At 57.8% G+C, this 22,162-nt stretch carries 13 protein-coding genes, 5 tRNA genes and 3 rRNA genes; 14 read left to right on the top strand and 7 right to left on the bottom strand.

Features of this window, described 5'->3' with window-relative positions; translation table 11 throughout:
- Positions 1–251: 251 nt before the first annotated feature.
- The 7 genes from tig (at position 252) to V5B59_RS05730 (ending at position 8,368) form a co-directional block, all read left to right on the top strand.
- Positions 252–1,571: a trigger factor gene (gene tig / locus V5B59_RS05760; RefSeq protein WP_169070147.1), complete on the top strand. Its 1,320-nt coding sequence runs from the start codon at positions 252–254 to the stop codon at positions 1,569–1,571.
- Between the two features lie 46 nt (positions 1,572–1,617).
- A complete protein-coding gene (gene clpP / locus V5B59_RS05755; RefSeq protein ID WP_034913801.1) occupies positions 1,618–2,250 on the top strand; it encodes an ATP-dependent Clp endopeptidase proteolytic subunit ClpP in 633 nt (210 codons plus the stop codon).
- Between the two features lie 49 nt (positions 2,251–2,299).
- Positions 2,300–3,571 carry an ATP-dependent Clp protease ATP-binding subunit ClpX gene (clpX, locus tag V5B59_RS05750; protein WP_169070148.1) on the top strand — a complete coding sequence of 424 codons (1,272 nt, stop codon included), beginning with the start codon at positions 2,300–2,302 and terminating at the stop codon, positions 3,569–3,571.
- A gap of 85 nt (positions 3,572–3,656) precedes the next feature.
- On the top strand, positions 3,657–6,071 hold the full coding sequence (lon, locus tag V5B59_RS05745) for an endopeptidase La (protein WP_169070149.1): 2,415 nt from the start codon (positions 3,657–3,659) through the stop codon (positions 6,069–6,071).
- 135 nt (positions 6,072–6,206) lie between these two features.
- Positions 6,207–6,282, top strand: a tRNA-Val gene (locus tag V5B59_RS05740).
- Between the two features lie 26 nt (positions 6,283–6,308).
- Positions 6,309–6,385: transfer RNA gene (locus tag V5B59_RS05735), tRNA-Asp, on the top strand.
- A gap of 72 nt (positions 6,386–6,457) precedes the next feature.
- A complete protein-coding gene (locus tag V5B59_RS05730) occupies positions 6,458–8,368 on the top strand; it encodes a SurA N-terminal domain-containing protein (RefSeq protein ID WP_034910825.1) in 1,911 nt (636 codons plus the stop codon).
- A 70-nt stretch (positions 8,369–8,438) separates the two neighbouring features.
- Here V5B59_RS05730 and groL read toward each other — a convergent pair whose 3' ends face one another.
- Together groL and groES are read right to left on the bottom strand one after the other, a co-directional pair.
- Positions 8,439–10,091 carry a chaperonin GroEL gene (gene groL, locus V5B59_RS05725; RefSeq protein ID WP_169070150.1) on the bottom strand — a complete coding sequence of 551 codons (1,653 nt, stop codon included), beginning with the start codon at positions 10,089–10,091 and terminating at the stop codon, positions 8,439–8,441.
- A 90-nt stretch (positions 10,092–10,181) separates the two neighbouring features.
- Complete coding sequence (gene groES, locus V5B59_RS05720) at positions 10,182–10,472, bottom strand: co-chaperone GroES (protein ID WP_169070151.1); 291 nt, start codon at positions 10,470–10,472, stop codon at positions 10,182–10,184.
- A 299-nt stretch (positions 10,473–10,771) separates the two neighbouring features.
- Here groES and V5B59_RS05715 point away from each other — a divergent pair, with 299 nt between their 5' ends.
- From V5B59_RS05715 to rrf, 7 genes are all read left to right on the top strand, one after another.
- A complete protein-coding gene (locus V5B59_RS05715) occupies positions 10,772–11,377 on the top strand; it encodes a DUF4337 domain-containing protein (protein WP_034910162.1) in 606 nt (201 codons plus the stop codon).
- A gap of 262 nt (positions 11,378–11,639) precedes the next feature.
- A tRNA-Met gene (locus V5B59_RS05710) sits at positions 11,640–11,716 on the top strand.
- Positions 11,717–11,879: 163 nt separating this feature from the next.
- Positions 11,880–13,421, top strand: a 16S ribosomal RNA gene (locus tag V5B59_RS05705).
- A 62-nt stretch (positions 13,422–13,483) separates the two neighbouring features.
- Positions 13,484–13,560 (top strand) — tRNA-Ile (locus tag V5B59_RS05700).
- 87 nt (positions 13,561–13,647) lie between these two features.
- Positions 13,648–13,723: transfer RNA gene (locus V5B59_RS05695), tRNA-Ala, on the top strand.
- Positions 13,724–13,949: 226 nt separating this feature from the next.
- A 23S ribosomal RNA gene (locus V5B59_RS05690) occupies positions 13,950–16,833 on the top strand.
- 90 nt (positions 16,834–16,923) lie between these two features.
- Positions 16,924–17,037 (top strand): 5S ribosomal RNA (gene rrf / locus V5B59_RS05685).
- Together the 16S, 23S and 5S rRNA genes with 3 tRNA genes alongside form the textbook arrangement of a ribosomal RNA operon.
- A gap of 136 nt (positions 17,038–17,173) precedes the next feature.
- On the opposite strand, the gene V5B59_RS05680 is transcribed toward rrf, so the two are convergent.
- The 5 genes from V5B59_RS05680 to V5B59_RS05660 all read right to left on the bottom strand — a co-directional run bounded on the left by V5B59_RS05680 (position 17,174) and on the right by V5B59_RS05660 (position 22,158).
- Positions 17,174–17,686 carry a hypothetical protein gene (locus V5B59_RS05680; protein ID WP_034919815.1) on the bottom strand — a complete coding sequence of 171 codons (513 nt, stop codon included), beginning with the start codon at positions 17,684–17,686 and terminating at the stop codon, positions 17,174–17,176.
- Between the two features lie 132 nt (positions 17,687–17,818).
- On the bottom strand, positions 17,819–18,511 hold the full coding sequence (gene mtgA, locus V5B59_RS05675; protein ID WP_034919817.1) for a monofunctional biosynthetic peptidoglycan transglycosylase: 693 nt from the start codon (positions 18,509–18,511) through the stop codon (positions 17,819–17,821).
- Positions 18,508–19,347 (bottom strand): shikimate dehydrogenase, encoded by an 840-nt coding sequence (gene aroE / locus V5B59_RS05670; RefSeq protein ID WP_034919819.1) that lies wholly within the window; start codon positions 19,345–19,347, stop codon positions 18,508–18,510. The genes mtgA and aroE overlap by 4 nt, the downstream gene beginning before the upstream one ends.
- Positions 19,344–20,213 carry an energy transducer TonB gene (locus V5B59_RS05665; protein WP_332351684.1) on the bottom strand — a complete coding sequence of 290 codons (870 nt, stop codon included), beginning with the start codon at positions 20,211–20,213 and terminating at the stop codon, positions 19,344–19,346. Before V5B59_RS05665 ends, aroE begins: the two co-directional genes overlap by 4 nt.
- A gap of 22 nt (positions 20,214–20,235) precedes the next feature.
- Positions 20,236–22,158: a ribonuclease catalytic domain-containing protein gene (locus tag V5B59_RS05660; RefSeq protein ID WP_332351683.1), complete on the bottom strand. Its 1,923-nt coding sequence runs from the start codon at positions 22,156–22,158 to the stop codon at positions 20,236–20,238.
- Positions 22,159–22,162: the final 4 nt, after the last annotated feature.

Genomic DNA, 22,162 nt, shown 5'->3' with positions numbered 1-22,162 from the left:
TGCGGGGGGGCGTGCTGGATGGTGCGCAACTCGCGGATGTTGCGGATGGTTGGCGAATGCTCCTGAAAACCCTTTGCATCGTGAAGTCTCCTGACTCCGGACGATTGCTCGAACAGCAAAGGATGATCTCTGGCGACTTCGCTCTGGCGGCCAGCACTGCATTATCTGCTGGCGCGGGTTTTTCCGACCGAGCCAGGTTCCGGTCACCTTTCAGCCTGAATCACAAGGATTCTTAATAAATGAACGCTGCTATGAATGAGGTATCAGCCCCTGGTGCACCAGTGGTGAGCGCCCTTGAGCGCCGTCTTGACCTGTCGTTAAACATCGCCGACTTCGAAAAGGATGTTGACCAGCGTCTCAAACGCCTTAGCAAGAACATGAAGATGCCGGGTTTCCGGCCCGGCAAGGTGCCGGCAAGCATTGCCAGGCTGCAGTATGGCGAGCAGGCTCGCCATGATGCCTTGAGCGAGGCGCTGGGGCAACTGTTCAAAACGGCGGCGATGGCGCAGAATCTGCGCGTCGCGGGGACTCCGAAGATCGAGGCGAAGAGCAGCGAAAATCCTACGCATCTCGAGTTCTCGGCAATCTTCGAAGTCTTTCCGGAGATTGTGCTGAATGATCTGGCGGGCGTGGAAATCGAACGCCCGATACTCGAAGAAGTCGGCTCAACCGAGATCGACGGGACGATTGACATCCTGCGCAAGCAGCGTGTGCGTTACGAACTGGTCGATCGTGCTGCAGCAAAGGCGGATCGGGTGAGCATCGACTTCCTTGGCAAGCGGGATGGTCAGCCATTCGCCGGTGGCCAGGGCAAGGATTACCGTTTTGTGCTGGGCGCAGGGTCGATGCTGTCTGACTTCGAGAGCGCCGTCATCGGTATGTGTCCGGGCGAAGCCAAGACTTTCGACATGACCTTTCCGGCAGAGTATTTCTCCCAGGAACTGGCGGGCCAGTCGGTGACCTTCGACATCTCCGTCAAGGAAGTGGGCGAACCGGTACTCCCGGAGGTTGATGCTGACTTCGCCAGAACCCTTGGCATCGAGGATGGCGATCTCGTCAAGATGCGCGCCGAGATCGAGGACAACCTCAAACGCGAGGTGAAGAAGCGTCTGCAAGCAAAGATTCGCGGTCAGGTGATGGATGCGCTGCTGCAGGCCAACCCCATCGAGGTGCCGAGGGAACTGATCCACCGAGAGATCGACCGCTTGATGCAGTCGACTCGCCAGGATATGGAGCAGCGCGGCCTGCAGACCAAGGATCTGCAGATACAGCCCGAGTGGTTTGCCGATCAGGCCAGGCGACGAGTCAGCCTCGGCCTGATTCTTTCCGAGATCGTGAAACAGCACGGACTGGCGGCGCAGCCGCAGCAGGTGAAAGCGATGGTCGAGGAAGCTGCGCAAAGTTACGACCATCCGCAAGAGGTGATTCGTTGGCACTATGCCCAGCCGGATCGCCTCAGTGTTTTCGAGAGTGCGGCAATCGAGGCCAACGTGGTTGACTGGGTGCTGGCAAGGGTGAAGGTGGTCGACAAGCCGCTTGCTTTTGCTGAATTGATGGAGCAGAAATCCTGATCCGATGATCCTGAATACGCACGATTCTCCAAGTAGAGGAAGCGAAATGGGCATTGACTTTGACTCAAGCAACTGGAATCCGCAAGCGCTGGGCCTGGTCCCGATGGTGATTGAGCAGAGCGGTCGTGGCGAACGGGCATATGACATCTACTCGCGACTGCTCAAGGAAAGGGTGATTTTCCTGGTTGGCCCGGTCAATGACGTGACCGCGAATCTGGTGGTGGCGCAGCTTCTCTTTCTGGAAGCCGAGAATCCGGACAAGGATATCCATTTCTATATCAATTCGCCGGGTGGCGCGGTGTCGGCTGGCCTCTCTGTCTACGACACCATGCAGTTCATCAAGCCCGACGTGTCGACCCTGTGTATGGGGCAGGCCTGTTCGATGGGGGCTTTTCTGCTCGCGGCGGGTGCCCACGGCAAGCGTTTTGCCCTGCCCAATTCGCGCGTGATGATCCATCAGCCCATGGGGGGGTTTCAGGGGCAGGCGTCGGACATCGCGATTCACGCCAAGGAAATCCTTTCCCTGCGCGCCAAACTCAATGACCTGATGGCTCATCACACGGGCCAGGCGATTGAGAGAATTGAACGCGATACCGATCGCGACAATTTCCTTTCAGCGCAGGAAGCGGCAGAATACGGTCTGATCGACAAGGTGCTGACCAATCGGGAAGCGATTTGATTTCGCATCCGGGCAGCCTACATAAGGCTTGAAAGTGAGGTAGGTCGATATGACGGAAAAGAAGAGTGGCACTGAAAAACTCCTGTACTGCTCGTTCTGCGGCAAGAGCCAGCATGAGGTGAAGAAACTCATTGCCGGGCCATCGGTATTCATCTGTGATGAATGCATCGAGCTTTGCAACGATATCGTTCGCGACGAAGTCACCGGCGAGCCGGGTGGCAAGGGTGCAGGCAGCGATCTGCCGACACCCAGGGAAATCTCGGCGCTCCTCGATCAGTATGTGATCGGCCAGGAGCCGGCCAAACGAATCCTGTCGGTGGCCGTTTATAACCACTACAAGAGGCTGCGTCACGTCGGCAAGAGCAGGGACGAGATTGAGCTCGCCAAGAGCAACATCCTGCTCATCGGTCCCACCGGATCGGGCAAGACGCTGCTGGCGCAGACGCTGGCGCGCATGCTCGACGTGCCCTTCGTGATGGCTGATGCGACGACGCTTACCGAAGCCGGCTACGTTGGTGAGGATGTCGAGAACATCATTCAGAAGTTGCTTCAGAAGGCAGACTACGATACCGAGAAGGCACAGCGCGGTATTGTCTACATTGACGAAATCGACAAGATTTCACGCAAGTCCGATAATCCGTCGATTACCCGTGATGTCTCGGGCGAAGGCGTGCAACAGGCGCTGCTCAAGCTGATCGAGGGTACGGTGGCTTCTGTCCCGCCACAGGGTGGGCGGAAGCACCCGAATCAGGACTTCGTGCAGGTGGATACCACCAATATCCTGTTCGTCTGTGGCGGTGCCTTCGACGGTCTTGAAAAAGTCATTCGCAATCGCTCGGAACGTGGCGGTATCGGTTTTGGCGCCGAAGTGAAGAGCAAGGACAACAAGAAAGCGATCGGTGAGGTGCTGCGCAGCGTCGAACCCGAGGACCTGATCAAGTTCGGCCTGATCCCGGAACTGATCGGGCGCTTGCCAGTGCTTGCCACGCTAGAGGAGCTGTCGACGACGGCGCTGGTGCAAATCCTGGTCGAACCCAAGAATGCGCTGGTGAAGCAGTATCAGAAGCTGTTCGCGATGGAAGGGGTGGCGCTCGAAATCCGTCCTGCGGCGATGCTGGCCATTGCCAAGAAAGCACTGGAGCGCAAGACCGGGGCACGCGGCCTGCGTTCGATTCTCGAGTCGGTATTGCTGGACACCATGTACGAACTTCCCGGAATGGAGAATGTCTCAGAAGTGATTATCGACGAGAACGTGATCGTCGGCGACGCGCGGCCCATCCTGATCTATGCGGATCAACCGAAGGTGTCTGGCGGCAACTAATGTGCTGGCCGCCCCCCGCGCGGCTTGAAATACAGGTTCTTGCCACCATCTCGGGGCTTGAACTCTTACCTAAAGGGCACAATCGATGTCTGCAACCCCCAAGCTGTCTGCCGAGCCAGTCGAACTACCACTGCTGCCTCTGCGCGATGTTGTGGTATTTCCGCATATGGTGATTCCACTGTTTGTCGGGCGCCCGAAGTCGATCAAGGCGCTCGAAGTGGCCATGGAGACCGGCAAGAGCATTCTCCTCGTGGCCCAGAAATCGGCGGTCAAGGACGATCCGGAAGCCGATGATCTATATGGTGTTGGTTGTGTGGCCAATATCCTGCAAATGTTGAAGCTGCCGGACGGTACCGTGAAGGTACTGGTCGAAGGGGCACAACGCGCGCGTCTGGAGGCCATCGACGCGCGCGAGGAAATGTTTTTCGCGGGCGCTCGCCCGGTGCTTGCTGACGAGGGCCTCAATCATGAGGTCGAGGCCTTGCGCCGTGCAGTGATCGCGCAATTCGATCAGTACGTCAAGCTCAACAAGAAAATCCCGCCGGAGATCCTGACCTCGATCGCGGGCATCGAGGATGCGGGGCGTCTTGCCGATACCATTGCCGCACATTTGCCCCTGAAGCTCGAGCAGAAGCAGGAAGTTCTCGAAATGTTCGATATCCGCGGACGTATCGAGCGTCTGCTGGCACAACTCGAATCCGAGATCGACATTCTGCAGGTCGAGAAACGCATCCGTGGTCGCGTCAAGCGCCAAATGGAGAAGAGTCAGCGCGAGTATTACCTCAACGAGCAGGTGAAAGCGATCCAGAAGGAACTCGGTGAAGGTGAAGAAGGCGCCGACATGGAGGAACTGGACAAGAAGATCAAGACTGCCGGAATGAGCAAGGAGGGACTTGCCAAGGCGCTCGCGGAATTCAGGAAACTCCGGTTGATGTCGCCGATGTCGGCAGAAGCGACGGTGGTACGTAATTTCATCGAGACGCTGATCGGTCTGCCGTGGCGCAAGCGGACACGCATCAGTAAGGATCTCGCAGCAGCCGGCAAGATCCTCGACACCGATCACTGGGGTCTGGAAAAGGTCAAGGAACGTATCATCGAGTATCTTGCCGTGCAACAGCGGGTCGAACGCCTGAAGGCGCCGATTCTCTGCCTGGTTGGTCCACCTGGTGTCGGCAAGACCTCGCTTGGACAGTCGATCGCACGTGCGACCGGCCGCAAATTCGTTCGCATGAGTCTCGGCGGCGTACGCGACGAGGCGGAAATCCGCGGTCATCGCCGGACCTATATTGGCTCGATGCCGGGCAAGATTCTGCAGAACATGAGCAAGATCGGTGTCAAGAATCCGCTTTTCCTGCTCGACGAAGTCGACAAGATGGGCCAGGACTTCCGGGGCGATCCAAGTTCGGCGCTGCTCGAAGTCCTTGATCCCGAGCAGAATTCGACTTTCGTCGATCACTATGTTGAAGTCGAGTACGATCTCTCGGAAGTGATGTTCGTTGCCACGGCCAATACGCTGAACATCCCGGCGCCTTTGCTCGATCGTATGGAAGTGATCCGGCTGTCCGGTTATACGGAAGACGAAAAGGTCAACATCGCCCAGCGCTATCTGGTGCCGAAACAGATGAAGAACAATGGCCTGAAGATCACCGAATTGACGGTGGCGGAAAGCGCACTGCGCGACATCGTTCGCTACTACACGCGCGAGGCGGGCGTTCGATCGCTTGAACGCGACATTTCCAAGATCTGTCGCAAGGTGGTGAAGACGCTGCTGCTCAGAAAAAGCCAGGGGAAGGTTGCCGTCAGTGTGCGCAATCTCGACAAATTCCTGGGTGTGCGTCGTTTCAACTACGGTGTCGCCGAGCGCGAAAACCAGGTGGGCCAGGTGACGGGTCTGGCATGGACCGAAGTCGGTGGCGAACTGCTGACCATCGAGTCGGTGGTCCTGCCGGGCAAGGGCAAGACCACCACTACCGGCAAGCTCGGCGAGGTCATGCAGGAGTCGGTCCAGGCGGCGCTGTCAGTGGTGCGCAAGCGCGCGCAGTCACTCGGTATTGATCATGATTTCTATCAGAAGAGCGATATTCATATCCACCTTCCGGAAGGAGCTATCCCGAAAGATGGGCCGTCAGCGGGTGTCGGGATTTGCACGGCGCTGGTTTCCGTCCTCACGGGCATCCCGGTCTGTTGCGATGTCGCGATGACGGGCGAAATAACTCTGCGTGGCGAGGTCTTGCCGATTGGCGGACTCAAGGAGAAACTTCTGGCAGCCGTACGTGGCGGCCTGGCAAGGGTGTTGATTCCGGAGGAAAACGTCAGGGATCTGGCCGAGATTCCAGACAACATCAAGAACAAACTGGAAATCATTCCGGTCAGGTGGATTGATCAGGTGCTCGAGCATGCGCTTGAGCACAAACCCGAGCCTGTGTCGACCGAGGAGCTTGCCACCCCACCGGTTGTAGCGCCTGCTCCGGAGAGTGTTTCCACCGTCATCACGCATTGAGCCGTGTCGGGCAGGTCGGGAAGCGCGCTTGCCGGCTTGTCTTGCGTACTTGATCCATCGCGAGATGCTGGTTTCGGTCTGGCCAAGTCGTGACGGATACGGTAGACTGAGAAACTCATGCTTTGGTCACACGACGGGTGCTTAGCTCAGTTGGTAGAGCGCTAGCCTTACAAGCTGGATGTCGGCGGTTCGAGCCCGTCAGCACCCACCAGGGAGAGCGGTGTTGCAGAGCATTTGGGAGTGGTAGTTCAGTTGGTTAGAATACCGGCCTGTCACGCCGGGGGTCGCGGGTTCGAGCCCCGTCCACTCCGCCACTGCCGAAAGGCGAACGCAAGTTCGCCTTTTTTCTTTTTCGCTTCAATCCAGTGAGTTAGCGAGCCACCCTCATGTTCTTTGACGCTGTTCGCAACAACAAGAGAGTTGTCCAGATATTCCTTGCCTTGATCACTTTGCCCTTTGCCTTCTGGGGCGTCGACTCCTACGTACGCAACACCGGGGCGGGTGCCGATCTGGCCAGTGTTGGTGACTCCAAGATTACCATGCCGCAGTTCGACCAGGCTTGGCGAGCTCAGCAGGACCGCATGCGGCAGGTGTTGGGTGCCAGTTTTCGTCCAGAGTTGATGAATACCCCGGCAGCAAAGCTTGCAGTTCTCAATTCGCTGGTGGATCAGCGCCTTTTGCTTCTCGAGACGGCAAAGGGACGGCTTGGTGCCGGTGATGAACTGCTTCGGGAAGTCATCAGCAAAATTCCTGCCTTGCAGGAAAACGGTCAATTTTCGATGTCCCGCTATCAGACGGCGCTTGCCGCCCAAGGCATGTCGCAAGCGCAGTTCGAGGCACAGCTTCGACAGGATCTCACACTGCAGCAATTGGTCGGTGCACTGGGAGATTCCGGCATTGCTAGCAGCACGGTGATCGACAAACTGCTGCGCATACAGGCCGAAGAGCGACAGATTGCCGAGTGGCGAATCGCTCCGGAGCAGTTTGCAGGTCAGGTGAACATTACTGCGCCGGACATCGAGAAATACTATGAACAGAACCTGAAGCGCTTTGAAGTGACGGAACAGGCCAAGGTCGAGTACCTGGTCCTGTCTCTGGAAGGATTGCTGGCGCAGCTCAAGCCCGGCGATGGCGAAGTGGCAGCCTGGTACGAGAGCCACAAGGATCGTTACCAACAGGCTGAAGAGAGGCGAGCAAGTCATATCCTGATCCTGACTGGCGGTGATGTGGACCAGGAAAAAGCCCGGGCCAGGGCAGAAGAGGTGCTGATGGAGGCCCAGAAGTCGCCGGCAAGATTTGCCGAGCTGGCCAGACAATATTCACAGGACCCTGGATCTGCCGAAAAAGGGGGCGATCTTGGTTTTTTTGGCCGCGGTATGATGGTCAAGCCGTTTGAGGATACGGTGTTCAAACTGCGGGAGAATGAACTTTCCGGTCTGGTACAGTCCGAATTCGGTTTTCACATCATCAGGCTGACAGGGATCAAGCCGGGCAAGCAGCGTTTGCTTGCTGACGTGCGCCCGGAGATCGAAGATGAGCTGCGGCGGCAAACGGCTTCGCGACAGTTTGCTGAAGCCGCCGAGGCCTTCAGCAACATGGTCTATGAGCAGCCGGACAGCCTGCAGCCGGCCGCGGAGAAATTCAAACTGAAAATCCAGCAATCCGGCTGGTTGCCGCGCAACCCATCCCCGGATTTATTGACTGGCCTGGGCCAGCTCGGCAACCAGAAGGTTCTCGCCTCGGTTTTTTCGGAAGAATCGCTGAAAAACAAACGTAATACCGAAGTGGTCGAGATTGCTCCAAACACCCTCCTGGCGGCACGGGTGATTGAATACCGGCCAGCGACCACGAAGCCCCTGGCGACCGTCAAGACTGATATTGAAGCATTGCTCAAGGTTGAGAAAGAAGCGGCACTGGCCCGTGCAGCGGGCGAGTCCAAACTCCGCGAGTTGCAGCAGGGAGCGACGGAAGACAAGCTTGCCTGGGTGTCGGTGAGGAAAGTTTCCCGACAGGATGATCGCCAGCTACCGGCAGCGGCGCTGAAGGCAATTTTTCGAGCCGACGTCCATAAGCTGCCAGCCTACGTGGGTGCTGATGTGGGCGATGGGAACTACATGCTTTACAAGATCATGACGGTCAGTCATCCGGCAAAGGTTGACGACAACCGGCGCAAGGCCTTGCAGCGCGAGTACAGCACGATCCTTGGCCAAGAGGATTTCGCTGCCTACCTCGCCGGGTTGCGCCTGCGCTACAAGATTGATATCAACCAATCGGCGTTGGAGAGCAAGGAACGCTAATCGTCTCCACTTCAAAAGAAACCCCGCCGAAGCGGGGTTTCTTTTTGAATGGGCATGGCTCCTGCGGACATTACATGTCCATACCACCCATGCCGCCCATACCGCCCATACCGCCCATACCGGCGCCGCCCATGGGCGGCTTTTCCTCAGCCAGCTCGGCGACCAGGCAGTCCGTGGTGAGCATCAAGCCGGCGATCGATGCTGCGTTTTGCAGTGCCGTGCGCGTGACCTTGGTCGGATCGAGAACACCCATTTCAACCAGGTCGCCGTACTCACCAGTGGCGGCGTTGTAGCCGAAATTGCCAGTACCCTGAAGCACGGCATTGACCACTACAGAGGGTTCGTCGCCAGCGTTGGCGACGATCTCGCGCAGCGGCTGCTCCATCGCGCGCAAAACGATTTTGATACCGGCGTCCTGGTCGTGGTTGTCGCCCTTGAGCGACGCGAGCGCCACACGGGCACGCAGCAGGGCGACGCCGCCGCCAGGAACGATTCCTTCTTCGACCGCGGCACGAGTGGCGTGTAACGCGTCCTCGACGCGTGCCTTCTTCTCCTTCATCTCGACTTCGGTAGCGGCACCAACCTTGATCAAGGCAACGCCACCTGCGAGTTTGGCGACCCGCTCCTGCAGCTTCTCCTTGTCGTAGTCGCTGGTGGCGGTCTCGATCTGCGCACGAATCTGCTTGACGCGTGCCTCGATGTTGCCGCTGACTCCGGCGCCGTCGATGATCGTGGTGTTTTCCTTCCCGATTTCGATGCGCTTGGCCTGGCCGAGGTCGGCCAGGGTGGCTTTCTCCAGGGTCAGGCCGACTTCTTCTGCAATCACCTGGCCGCCGCTCAGGATCGCAATGTCTTCGAGCATCGCCTTGCGGCGGTCACCAAAGCCTGGCGCCTTGACGGCGCAAGTTTTGAGGATGCCGCGGATATTGTTAACGACCAGGGTGGCGAGCGCTTCTCCATCGACATCTTCGGCGACGATCAACAGCGGGCGGCTGGACTTGGCGACCTGTTCAAGAATCGGCAGCAAATCACGGATGTTCGAGATTTTCTTGTCGAAGATCAGGATATACGGGTTTTCGAGGATCGCATTCTGCTTCTCGTTGTTGTTGATGAAGTAGGGGCTCAGGTAGCCACGATCGAACTGCATGCCCTCGACGACGTCGAGTTCGTTGTTCAGGGATTTGCCGTCTTCGACGGTGATCACCCCTTCCTTGCCAACCTTGTCCATCGCCCTGGCAATGATGTCTCCGATGTCCGCATCGGCGTTGGCCGAGATCGCGCCGACCTGAGCAATCTCCTTGCTGGTCGAACAGGGCTTCGAGAGGTTTTTCAGTTCGTCGACGGTGGCCACGACAGCCTTGTCGATACCGCGCTTGAGGTCCATCGGGTTCATGCCCGCAGCAACGTACTTCATGCCTTCGCGAACGATTGACTGGGCCAGAACGGTAGCGGTCGTGGTTCCGTCACCAGCGATGTCGGAAGTCTTGGAGGCAACTTCCTTGAGCATCTGGGCGCCCATATTGGCGAACTTGTCCTTCAGTTCGATTTCCTTGGCGACCGAGACCCCATCCTTGGTAACGGTTGGAGAGCCGTATGAGCGCTCCAGAACAACATTGCGGCCTTTCGGGCCGAGCGTGATCTTGACCGCGTCGGCAAGAATGTTTACGCCTTCGACCATGCGAGCGCGTGCGCTATCGCCAAACTTGACGTCTTTAGCTGCCATAGAGATAACTCCTAGAATTCTTTAATGATTTGAATCGGAACAGGAAAGTGGTGTAGCAAAGGGTGGGCTCAACGCTGCCAGATTGCCAGGCTACGCTTCGATGACGCCCATGATGTCCTCTTCCCGCATGACCAGCAGTTCCTCTCCTTCGACCTTGACGGTCTGGCCGGCGTATTTGCCAAACAGAACCCGGTCGCCAACCTTCACCGCGAGGGCGCGGACGCTTCCGTCATCAAGAATCTTGCCATTGCCAACGGCGCGAATTTCACCTTGGTCAGGCTTTTCAGCGGCTGTATCCGGGATGACGATACCGGAGGCGGTCCTGCGCTCCTCTTCAAGACGTTTGACGATCACGCGATCATGCAACGGACGAATCTTCATGCAGCTTCTCCTTGGGTTAAGCAAATTAAACAAACATCGACTATCAGATCCTGCAGTCATGGATACAAGACTCAGGAGTAAAAATATTAGCACTCACCGCTAACGAGTGCTAATAATAGGGGCAGGCAGCGGGAATTTCAAGGCCCTTGGGGTGATTGTCCGGAGAAGAATGGTCCCGCTTTCTTGCAATGGCAAGCGAGGCCCGGCAAACTCGCAGGACGATGCTGGCGGACTGTGGCAGACGGATGCCGTTTGGCGGCTTTTCCTGAATTGTTCAAATTTGCGAGGAGGATGGTGAAATGGCTGATATCAAGGACGCGATTGGCGAAGTGGTGGACAAGTCCGGACAGGATTCCGACCGGCTCAACAAAGTCATTGCTTTGCTGGTGGCGATTCTGGCGACGCTGATGGCGCTGTTCAACGTCAAGGACGGGAACATCGTTCAGGCGATGGCGCAGGCGCAGGCGAGGAGCGTAAACGCTTGGGCTTATTTCCAGGCCAAGAGTACCAAACAGAGTCTCGCCGAGACCATGCTCGATCAGCTCACCTTCGAGCGCGAGCTTGAAAGCCCGTTGACGCAGGAGGCCGCAACCCTGCTCGACAAGAAAATTGCGTTCTACCGCGAGAAGGTGGCTCGGTACGAAAGCGAGAAGGAAGAAATCAAGAAGCAGGCGGAGGGCTACGAACAAGAATACGATCGCTTGAATTATCACGACGATCAGTTCGACATTGCCGAAGCCGGGATCACCGTCGCGCTGGCAGTACTGGGTATCGCCGCTTTGACGCGCCGTAGATGGTTGATCTGGTTTGCACTGGTGTTCGCGGGTGTAGGCCTGGCCTCAGGAATGGCGGGCTTTGTGGGCGGGAACTTCCATCTCGATTTCCTTGCCTCGATGCTGAGCTGAGACCCGGGATCGCCCAATGAACAACTGGCAGACCTCGTTGGTGCGCGGGTGATGCGCATTCATGCTGCCCCGTCAGCCTGCGAGTTGTGGCAGGTCATATCCCGAATTTTTCGATGGAGTGTGTTGACTGGCAGATGGACCGCTGATAGAATGCTTCCTCTTCGCAGCACGGCAGTTTCGACTCGGTAGGAAGCACCAGCCGGCTCCTTCCTGCTAACTTGTGAAGAATTTATGGGGGCACTTAATTGAACACCCCAACGGTCGCGGGGTGGAGCAGTCTGGCAGCTCGTCGGGCTCATAACCCGAAGGTCACAGGTTCAAATCCTGTCCCCGCAACCAGCTCTTTAAAAATTGGACAACCGATAGGTGTGGGTTCTTGATCTGGGAAGATCTGCGCAAGCGGATGGATAAAGGATAAGAAGGACTCGCACAGATGGAAAAGCCATTGATTGGGAGGAATCCTGGTTGATGGAGTAGACGTCAAGCGAGAGTTTTAGGAATTGAACTGAAGAGTTTGATCCTGGCTCAGATTAAACGCTGGCGGCATGCCTTACACATGCAAGTCGAACGGCAGCACGGGGTGGTAACACTCTGGTGGCGAGTGGCGGACGGGTGAGTAAAGCATCGGAACGTGCCCTGGAATGGGGGATAACGTAGCGAAAGTTACGCTAATACCGCATATTCTGTGAGCAGGAAAGCAGGGGATCGCAAGACCTTGCGTTCGAGGAGCGGCCGATGTCGGATTAGCTAGTTGGTGGGGTAAAGGCCTACCAAGGCGACGATCCGTAGCGGGTCTGAGAGGATGATCCGCCACACTGGGACTGAGACACGGCCCAGACTCCTACGGGAGGCAGCAGTGGGGAATTTTGGACAATGGGCGCAAGCCTGATCCAGCCATGCCGCGTGAGTGAAGAAGGCCTTCGGGTTGTAAAGCTCTTTCGGTGGGGAAGAAATTGCACGGGATAATACCCTGTGTAGATGACGGTACCTGGAGAAGAAGCACCGGCTAACTACGTGCCAGCAGCCGCGGTAATACGTAGGGTGCGAGCGTTAATCGGAATTACTGGGCGTAAAGCGTGCGCAGGCGGTTGGATAAGTCAGATGTGAAATCCCCGGGCTCAACCTGGGAACTGCATTTGAGACTGCCCAGCTGGAGTTTGGCAGAGGGGGGTGGAATTCCACGTGTAGCAGTGAAATGCGTAGAGATGTGGAGGAACACCGATGGCGAAGGCAGCCCCCTGGGCCAATACTGACGCTCATGCACGAAAGCGTGGGGAGCAAACAGGATTAGATACCCTGGTAGTCCACGCCCTAAACGATGTCAACTAGGTGTTGGGAGGGTTAAACCTTTTAGTGCCGTAGCTAACGCGTGAAGTTGACCGCCTGGGGAGTACGGCCGCAAGGCTAAAACTCAAAGGAATTGACGGGGACCCGCACAAGCGGTGGATGATGTGGATTAATTCGATGCAACGCGAAAAACCTTACCTACCCTTGACATGTCAGGAATCCCGAAGAGATTTGGGAGTGCTCGAAAGAGAGCCTGAACACAGGTGCTGCATGGCTGTCGTCAGCTCGTGTCGTGAGATGTTGGGTTAAGTCCCGCAACGAGCGCAACCCTTGTCATTAATTGCCATCATTGAGTTGGGCACTTTAATGAGACTGCCGGTGACAAACCGGAGGAAGGTGGGGATGACGTCAAGTCCTCATGGCCCTTATGGGTAGGGCTTCACACGTCATACAATGGTCGGTTCAGAGGGTTGCCAACCCGCGAGGGGGAGCCAATCTCAGAAAGCCGATCGTAGTCCGGATCGCAGTCTGCAACTCGACTGCGTGAAGTCGGAATCGCTAGTAATCGCGGATCAGCATGTCGCGGTGAATACGTTCCCGGGTCTTGTACACACCGCCCGTCACACCATGGGAGCGGGTTCTGCCAGAAGTAGTTAGCCTAACCGCAAGGAGGGCGATTACCACGGCAGGGTTCGTGACTGGGGTGAAGTCGTAACAAGGTAGCCGTAGGGGAACCTGCGGCTGGATCACCTCCTTTCTAGAGAAAAACTGGATCGAGAGCTCACAACCTATCGGTTGTCGCAAGCGGCACAAGCGCAGGGGTCTGTAGCTCAGTCGGTTAGAGCATCGTCTTGATAAGGCGAGGGTCGTTGGTTCGATTCCAACCAGACCCACCAGCGGATCGACGGCAGGCCTGCGAGGTGCGCAGGCCGGGATGGACCCGATGCGGCGTGAAGCTGGAGCGGTGCGGGTAGCCGATCAGCGGGGGATTAGCTCAGCTGGGAGAGCACCTGCTTTGCAAGCAGGGGGTCGTCGGTTCGATCCCGTCATCCTCCACCAATACTGCCGAGGTGAAGTGTCAGGCCTGCGGGGTGGTTGACCCTGCAGGCCTGACCCGTTACCGGGTATGTGCTCTTTAACAAACTGGAAGAAGGTTGTATTGCGGATTTCCCAAGGGATTGGGAGTCGGCAATACGGTGGTGATTGCATCAACCCCCCTGCAGGCAGGGGGAGCACGAAAGAGTTGCCTGTAACGTGAGTCTCGCAAGAGAGCTCAAGGTTATAGGATCAAGCGAATAAGTGCATGTGGTGGATGCCTTGGCGATTACAGGCGAAGAAGGACGTACAAGCCTGCGAAAAGCTCTGGGGAGCTGGCAATGAAGCTTTGATCCAGAGATGTCCGAATGGGGAAACCCACTCCGCAAGGAGTATCCCACGCTGAATCCATAGGCGTGAGGAAGCGAACCCGGCGAACTGAAACATCTAAGTAGCCGGAGGAAAAGAAATCAACCGAGATTCCCAAAGTAGTGGCGAGCGAAATGGGAACAGCCTGCAAGTGATAGCGATGGCGTTAGCGGAAGCCTCTGGAAAGTGGCGCCGTAGTGGGTGACAGCCCCGTACGCGAAAACCCGATCGTGGTACTAAGCTTGCGACAAGTAGGGCGGGGCACGAGAAATCCTGTCTGAATATGGGGGGCCCATCCTCCAAGGCTAAATACTCGTAATCGACCGATAGTGAACCAGTACCGTGAGGGAAAGGCGAAAAGAACCCCGGGAGGGGAGTGAAATAGATCCTGAAACCGCATGCATACAAACAGTGGGAGCCCCTTCGTGGGGTGACTGCGTACCTTTTGTATAATGGGTCAGCGACTTACGTTCAGTAGCGAGCTTAACCGAATAGGGGAGGCGTAGGGAAACCGAGTCTGATAAGGGCGATAGTTGCTGGACGTAGACCCGAAACCAAGTGATCTATCCATGGCCAGGATGAAGGTGCGGTAACACGCACTGGAGGTCCGAACCCACTAATGTTGAAAAATTAGGGGATGAGCTGTGGATAGGGGTGAAAGGCTAAACAAACTTGGAAATAGCTGGTTCTCTCCGAAAACTATTTAGGTAGTGCCTCAAGTATCACCGACGGGGGTAAAGCACTGTTATGGCTAGGGGGTCATCGCGACTTACCAAACCATTGCAAACTCAGAATACCGTCGAGTGCAGCTTGGGAGACAGACATCGGGTGCTAACGTCCGGTGTCAAGAGGGAAACAACCCAGACCGCCGATTAAGGTCCCCAAGCCATAGTTAAGTGGGAAACGAGGTGGGAAGGCTTAGACAGCCAGGAGGTTGGCTTAGAAGCAGCCATCCTTTAAAGAAAGCGTAATAGCTCACTGGTCGAGTCGTCCTGCGCGGAAGATGTAACGGGGCTCAAACTATGCACCGAAATCGCGGATATCCGCAAGGATATGGTAGGAGAGCGTTCTGTAAGCCGATGAAGGTGTCTTGAGAAGGATGCTGGAGGTATCAGAAGTGCGAATGCTGACATGAGTAGCGATAAAGGGAGTGAAAAGCTCCCTCGCCGAAAGCCCCAGGTTTCCTGCGCAACGTTCATCGGCGCAGGGTGAGTCGGCCCCTAAGGCGAGGCTGAAAAGCGTAGTCGATGGGAAACAGGTCAATATTCCTGTACCTCTTGGTAATGCGATGGGGGGACGGAGAAGGTTAGGTCAGCCGGGTGTTGGACGTCCCGGTTCAAGCGTGTAGGCAGGTCTCTTAGGCAAATCCGGGAGATCAATGTCGAGGCGTGATAACGAGTGGCTTCGGCCGCGAAGTGATTGATACCCTGCTTCCAAGAAAAGCCTCTAAGCTTCAGTTATCCAGAGACCGTACCGCAAACCGACACAGGTGGGCAGGATGAAAATTCTCAGGCGCTTGAGAGAACTCAGGAGAAGGAACTCGGCAAATTTGCACCGTAACTTCGGGAGAAGGTGCGCCCTGATAGGTTGTAGCCCCTCGCGGGTGAAGGCTGAAAGGGTTGCAGTGAACTGGTGGCTGCGACTGTTTAATAAAAACACAGCACTCTGCAAACACGAAAGTGGACGTATAGGGTGTGACGCCTGCCCGGTGCCGGAAGGTTAAGTGATGGGGTGCAAGCTCTTGATCGAAGCCCCGGTAAACGGCGGCCGTAACTATAACGGTCCTAAGGTAGCGAAATTCCTTGTCGGGTAAGTTCCGACCTGCACGAATGGCGTAACGATGGCCACACTGTCTCCTCCTGAGACTCAGCGAAGTTGAAATGGTTGTGAAGATGCAATCTCCCCGCGGTTAGACGGAAAGACCCCATGAACCTTTACTGTAGCTTTGCATTGGACTTTGAACCGACTTGTGTAGGATAGGTGGGAGGCTGTGAAACCGGGACGCTAGTCCGGGTGGAGCCAACCTTGAAATACCACCCTGGTTTGTTTGAGGTTCTAACCACGGCCCGTGAATCCGGGTCTGGGACCGTGCATGGTAGGCAGTTTGACTGGGGCGGTCTCCTCCTAAAGTGTAACGGAGGAGTACGAAGGTACGCTAGGTACGGTCGGACATCGTGCTAATAGTGCAATGGCAAAAGCGTGCTTGACTGCGAGACCCACACGTCGAGCAGGTACGAAAGTAGGTCATAGTGATCCGGTGGTTCTGTATGGAAGGGCCATCGCTCAACGGATAAAAGGTACTCTGGGGATAACAGGCTAATACCGCCCAAGAGTTCATATCGACGGCGGTGTTTGGCACCTCGATGTCGGCTCATCACATCCTGGGGCTGTAGTCGGTCCCAAGGGTATGGCTGTTCGCCATTTAAAGTGGTACGTGAGCTGGGTTTAAAACGTCGTGAGACAGTTTGGTCCCTATCTGCCGTGGGCGCTGGAAATTTGAAGGGGGCTGCTCCTAGTACGAGAGGACCGGAGTGGACGAACCTCTGGTGTACCGGTTATGACGCCAGTCGTATCGCCGGGTAGCTATGTTCGGAAGAGATAAACGCTGAAAGCATCTAAGCGTGAAACTCGCCTTAAGATGAGATTTCCCCGGGGACTTGATCCCCCTGAAGGGTCGTGGTAGACCACCACGTTGATAGGCTGGGTGTGGAAGCGCAGCAATGCGTTCAGCTAACCAGTACTAATTGCCCGTGAGGCTTGATCCTATAACCTTGAGCAGCAACTCCCATTCGTCCCCCCAATCACCACCCCTTCTTCCTCCGCACCCGCTCACCCCGGCGTGCGTACCCCTCATGCTTGGCGGCCATAGCCCTTTGGACCCACCCCTTCCCATCCCGAACAGGACCGTGAAACGAAGGTACGCCGATGATAGTGCATACTTCATGTGTGAAAGTAGGTCACCGCCAGGCTCCCCTTCCCCCCAAAGCCCTCCCGCTCCTTAGCGGCGAGGGCTTTCGGCTTTCCCGGGTCAGATAGACTGAATCCTTCGCTTGATGCGCTACGACCGTTCAGCGATGACACTGTGCCGGGTGCTCGTTGAAATACTCAGGAATTACCCTGCTGACGGGACGGCAGTGCGCTTCTTTCGAGCCGATCCTCAAGTTCGCCGATACAGGCGGCGAGGCTGTTACCGGACTGCTCGACGGCGATCAGCAGTTCCTTCTCCAACCGATCGAGTCTGGCCAGAACGGCCTGATCGTTTGTCGACGTTCCAGGGCTGCTGTGGCTGCCCAGTTTCTGCAGCTCGACCTCGAGGAAGCTACGCAATTCGGTGAAGCGTGAGGCCTCGGCCTTGTCGGCCAGTTCGCGGTTGACCTGCAGCTCCTGGGCGTGGCGCCGGGAGTCGAAGATCGCCGAGGCTTGCATGTAAACCACGAAGACGAGGAAGAAAGCGGTGAGAAACACCACCATGCCGAGCATGATCGCTCCCAGCGGTGCCTGAACTTCAGCAAGGCCAAGGGAAACCGTCGTCGGGGTGATGAATGCATTCCAGTTGAGCAGAGAAAATGCCCCGATGGCGCCGAGGATGAGCAGCAGAAAAATGGTACGAAGCTTCATGGGGTGATCACTCCTTGATTGACCGCCAGGAAAAAGTCACAGGCTCGGTATGCAGAAATACCGCTAGTATCGCAGGCTTGCCGATCGCTCGCCAGCTTACCGGCAGAACGGGTTTCGTCACGCTTCGGCGCCTCATGGGAGATCGGCAGAGCGCATGCGTGCCAGGATGATTGCGGTTTTTCTTGCCAATCCCGGGGCGTTGCGGTTGCGGTCGTAGTAGCGCGGACTGGGAACCATTCCAGCCAGCCGGGCGGCCTGCTCGGGCGCGAGCTGCGCGGCCGGGACTCCGTAGTAATGACGCGCAGCGGCTTCGGCGCCGAAAACGCCGTTGCCCCACTCGATGACGTTGAGGTAGACCTCAAGGATCCGCTGCTTGCTCCATACGGTCTCCAGCATCAGCGTGATGACCGCCTCTTCAGCCTTGCGCCAGGGCGTCTTGGCGGGTGTCAGAAAGAGATTCTTGGCGAGTTGTTGCGAGATCGTCGAGCCACCAGCGATGACACGCCCCTTTTGCTGATTCTTTTCGAGTGCGTGCTGGATGCCTTCCCAGTCGAAGCCCTCATGGTCGACGAACTTGGCGTCTTCGGCAGCGATGATCGCACGCTTGAGGTTCGTCGAGATGCGCTCGTAGCCGATCCATTGCTTCTGCAGTTGCGCCTGCGGATCCTTGACCCGCAACTCATCGAGGCGAATGTTCATGAAGCGTGTGGTGTCGGGGTTGACCCAGTTCCACCACAGAACCCAGCCAAATAGCCAGAACTGGTAGAGCAGCAGCAGTGCGATGCAGCCGAGAAGCAGCCGCTTCGCCCACAGCACGAACCTCATCGGGTTGCGACGACCTTCGCAGCCACGCTGCGCAGCATGCGCATCACCGGAGCACTCTCTGGGCGCAGCCCTCGCCAGAGCTGGAAAGCTTCCGCCGCCTGTTCGACGAGCATGCCAAGACCATCGGCGACGCGCGCCGCACCCTGACCCCTGGCAAAGGCGAGGAATGGCGTATCGTCCTGGCCATACATCATGTCGTAAGCGAGGCTGCCGGGCGCGAATACGCACGTGGGCAGCGGCGGCAGTTCGCCTGCCAAGCTTGCCGAAGTGGCGTTGATCACCAGGTCGAAGGATTGGCCGGCGAGTTCCGGGTAAGCGCAAGCGCAGAGCACAGTCGTGCCGGCAAAGCGCTGTGCAAGGTCGTGCGCCCTGGCGGCGCTGCGGTTGGCGATCACCAGCGTCGCCGGTGCGGCGTCGAGCAGGGGGGCGACGACGCCACGCGCGGCACCGCCGGCACCGAGGACGAGTAGCCGTTGTCCAGTGATGCGGCAGGCCAGGTTGACGGTGAGATCACGCAGCAGGCCCGCGCCATCGGTGTTGTCACCGAGCATCTCGGGACCATTGAAAAGTAGCGTATTGACGGCGCCGGCGATCCCGGCGCGGGCAGTGAGGCGCGTCGCCAGACGACAGGCTTCTTCCTTGAACGGCACCGTGACGTTGGCGCCACGACCGCCGCTGGCGACAAAATGCTGGACGCTGTCGGCAAAGCCGCTCTTGGGCACGAGAATCGCCTCGTAGCTGAGATCCTGGCGACACTGCGCAGCGAAGGCCGCGTGGATGGCCGGCGATTTGCTGTGACCAACCGGGTTTCCGAACACGCAGTAACGGTCGCTCATCGCTTCGCCCCCTTGGTCTCCAGGCTGTCGCGCTGGGTGAAGTTGAAGGTGCGGGTAAACGTCAGAATGTCGGTATCGTGCCGGATGGCGGGTGGGAATTCGGCGAACGGTGCGGCCATGGCGACGATCCGCCGCGCCGCGTCGTCGAGAATCTGGTGCCCGGACGAACGGTTGATCTCGATTCCGGCGACCGTACCGTCGCTCCTGAGAGTCACCGTCATGACCAAGTTGCCGTACAGTTTGCCCCGCGCTGCTTCCGGGTAATTGAGCGTGCCGACGCGCTCGATCTTGCGCCGCCATTCATCGAGGTATTGTGCATCGCGGTACTCCACTGCGCTCGTGCCGATGAATCTCTTGCGCGGCCGTTTGTTGTAGTCGTCGAGTTCCTTGGCAATCTCGCCCTCGAGACGTGCCATCGCCAAGGCGCTTTGCGCCAGGTCACGGCCGCTGACATTGGGTACCGGTTCGGGCTGCGCTTCCTTCTCCGCTTTCGGAGCAATCGTGGTCGGACTCTCTCTTTGTGCCGCCAGCCGCTGCTGATGCGCTTCGATGGCCTGGATGCGCTTTTGCGCGTGTTCGGGGTCGTCACCTTCCTGATGTCTGAGGGCCGGCGGCAAGGGCGTCCTGGCGCGGCGATTCTGCTCGGTATTGCCGCCATTGTCGAGATTGGCCTGCGCCTGTACCTGCGCGTCGGCAGGCGCGCGGGCTGAACGGCTATTGACCAGGATGATGTCGAGAGCACGGTCCTTGAAGGCTCGCGAGGCATCCGGGAAGCGGAAGTGCAGCGACAGCAGCAGGCCGTGCAGCAGCAGCGATGCCGCGAACGCCAGCCACAGAGTATGCGCTGCAAACCAGCGGACGAACATTTGACGCGATCCGGCGCTCACCTCAATCGACCGCCTCCAGGGTCTCCAGTGCCCCTGCGGTGGCATTCTCGACACTGGTCTCGGCCGTTGCGACGGTTTCGAGATAGCGGCAGCCGAGTGCCAGTGTCAGATAGTCGATCGACTCGATGCGCAAGCGGATGCGCTGGCCAGATTTGAGTTCCGGTGCCGACGGCACCCGCAATACCAGAGGCAGATGGTCGAGCCTGGCGAGATTCTCGCGGCCGATCGTTGCCTCGATACTGTCGATCCCTTGTTGGCGAAGCCAGCGCAGACACCAGTACCGTTCCATGTTGCGCTGGAATTCGGCATAGGCGCTGTAGGTCAGCTCAAAATCGCGCAGTGCCGCGAAGAGCGTGTCCGAACGAGCAGCGAAAGGCGGCGTCTCTTCCCGCAGGCAGGCGATCAACTGCCACTGGTTGATCAGGTCGACATAGCGGCGCAGCGGCGACGAAGACCACGCGTACTGTTTTACCCCGAGGCCTTCGTGCGGCTGCGGCGAGGTGCTCATGCGCACCTTTCCGCCGGTCTGCACGCGATAGATTGCAGGCACGCTCTTTGCTGCCAGCAGCCCGCCCCAGGTGCTGTTGGCGACGATCATCAACTCGGCGACCAGTTTGTCGAGCGGGCTGCCGCGTTTGCGTGCGGAAATTTCGATCCGGCACGCCTCGGCATCGCTGAGATCGCCGTCGATCCGGAAATGGTAGTCGAAGTTGCCCTGCATCGCCGAAGGCTTGCCGCGCCGGCCTTCGCAGGCACTGGCGAGCTGCCAGAGGGTCAGCAGTTCCGCATGGAAAGGGAACTCGGGCAGACCATCGGCAATCGTCTGCTCGTTGAACAGCGGTTCGATGTCGTGGTGGCGGAGGTTGGCGACTACTGGAACGATTTCGATGCGCGACTCGTGGGCAGTAATCTCGAACTCGGGGCTCACCGTCAGGTATAGGGAAATGGCGGGGCAGTCACGGCCACTCGAGAGGGTGAAGCCGTCCAGCACCGTATCCGGCAGCATGGTGATCTTGCTACCGGGCAGGTAGACCGTAGACAGCCTTTTGCGCGCGATGTCATCCAGTGGCGACCCCGGCGCGATACCCAGCGACGGCGCCGCAATGTGAATTCCGACTCGCCAACCCAGGCCGGGCAGAGTCTGCAAGGAAAAGGCGTCGTCGATTTCGGTCGTCGTCGCATCGTCGATCGAAAATGCCTGTACGTCGGCACGCGGCAGGCCGACCGGCAGTGGCGGCGCGGCCATCGCCGGGAAAGCCGTGCCCCGCGGGAACTGTTCGAGCAGGAAATGCTGCAGGTGATAGTCATGTGCCGAGCGGATGCCGCCACACTTTTCGAGCAGGTGCGCCGCCGAAAGACCCGTTTCACTGCACGCCGCTTCGAGTGCCTTGGTCTCGCCGCGATTGCGGTCGGGCTTGTAGAGCAACTGGTCGAGAATTGGCAGAAACTCGGGTGGCAGCGAGAGGGCCTTGAGTTCTCCAACCATGCGCTCGATGGTCAGGGCTTGCTGGCGTTTCCTTTCGAGACCGGCGAGGGCCGCCTGGAGAATCTCGGTCGGAGCCTTGCGGAAACGACCTTTGCCCTTGCGATGGAAATAGATCGGCGCTGCATGCAGGGCCAGCAGGAGCGCAGTGGCTTCAAGTGCCGTGGCGGCGTGACCGAAGTACTCGTTGGCAAAATCAGAAAAAGAAAACTCGCCGTCACCGACACACTCCCAGAGAAAATCGGGCTCGATGCCGGCGGCCAGCGCCTCGGCCTGATCGAGCAGAACCGCCGCAGCCGGTTCATCATAACGTAACAGGACGTTCGCCGACTTGATTTTGCTGCGCTTGCCGGAGGCAGTCTCAACCTGCAACGACGTATCGTTGTCGGTCACAATGGTGGCCGCCTTGAAGGCCCCCTCTTCTTCGAATAGAACATGCATCGCA

Source organism: Candidatus Accumulibacter contiguus (assembly GCF_036625285.1).
Taxonomy (GTDB): Bacteria; Pseudomonadota; Gammaproteobacteria; order Burkholderiales; family Rhodocyclaceae; genus Accumulibacter; species Accumulibacter contiguus.
Note: the sequence above shows the minus strand (reverse complement) of the source record. Positions and strands in the feature narration are given on the sequence as shown.

Coding starts and splice junctions, on each gene's coding strand:
- clpX (WP_169070148.1), top strand. CDS start 2,300: ATGACGGAAAAGAAGAGTGGCACTGAAAAACTCCTGTACTGCTCGTTC.
- lon (WP_169070149.1), top strand. CDS start 3,657: ATGTCTGCAACCCCCAAGCTGTCTGCCGAGCCAGTCGAACTACCACTG.
- V5B59_RS05680 (WP_034919815.1), bottom strand. CDS start 17,686: ATGAAGCTTCGTACCATTTTTCTGCTGCTCATCCTCGGCGCCATCGGG.
- V5B59_RS05665 (WP_332351684.1), bottom strand. CDS start 20,213: ATGTTCGTCCGCTGGTTTGCAGCGCATACTCTGTGGCTGGCGTTCGCG.
- aroE (WP_034919819.1), bottom strand. CDS start 19,347: ATGAGCGACCGTTACTGCGTGTTCGGAAACCCGGTTGGTCACAGCAAA.
- V5B59_RS05730 (WP_034910825.1), top strand. CDS start 6,458: ATGTTCTTTGACGCTGTTCGCAACAACAAGAGAGTTGTCCAGATATTC.
- groES (WP_169070151.1), bottom strand. CDS start 10,472: ATGAAGATTCGTCCGTTGCATGATCGCGTGATCGTCAAACGTCTTGAA.
- tig (WP_169070147.1), top strand. CDS start 252: ATGAATGAGGTATCAGCCCCTGGTGCACCAGTGGTGAGCGCCCTTGAG.
- mtgA (WP_034919817.1), bottom strand. CDS start 18,511: ATGAGGTTCGTGCTGTGGGCGAAGCGGCTGCTTCTCGGCTGCATCGCA.
- V5B59_RS05660 (WP_332351683.1), bottom strand. CDS start 22,158: ATGCATGTTCTATTCGAAGAAGAGGGGGCCTTCAAGGCGGCCACCATT.
- clpP (WP_034913801.1), top strand. CDS start 1,618: ATGGGCATTGACTTTGACTCAAGCAACTGGAATCCGCAAGCGCTGGGC.
- groL (WP_169070150.1), bottom strand. CDS start 10,091: ATGGCAGCTAAAGACGTCAAGTTTGGCGATAGCGCACGCGCTCGCATG.
- V5B59_RS05715 (WP_034910162.1), top strand. CDS start 10,772: ATGGCTGATATCAAGGACGCGATTGGCGAAGTGGTGGACAAGTCCGGA.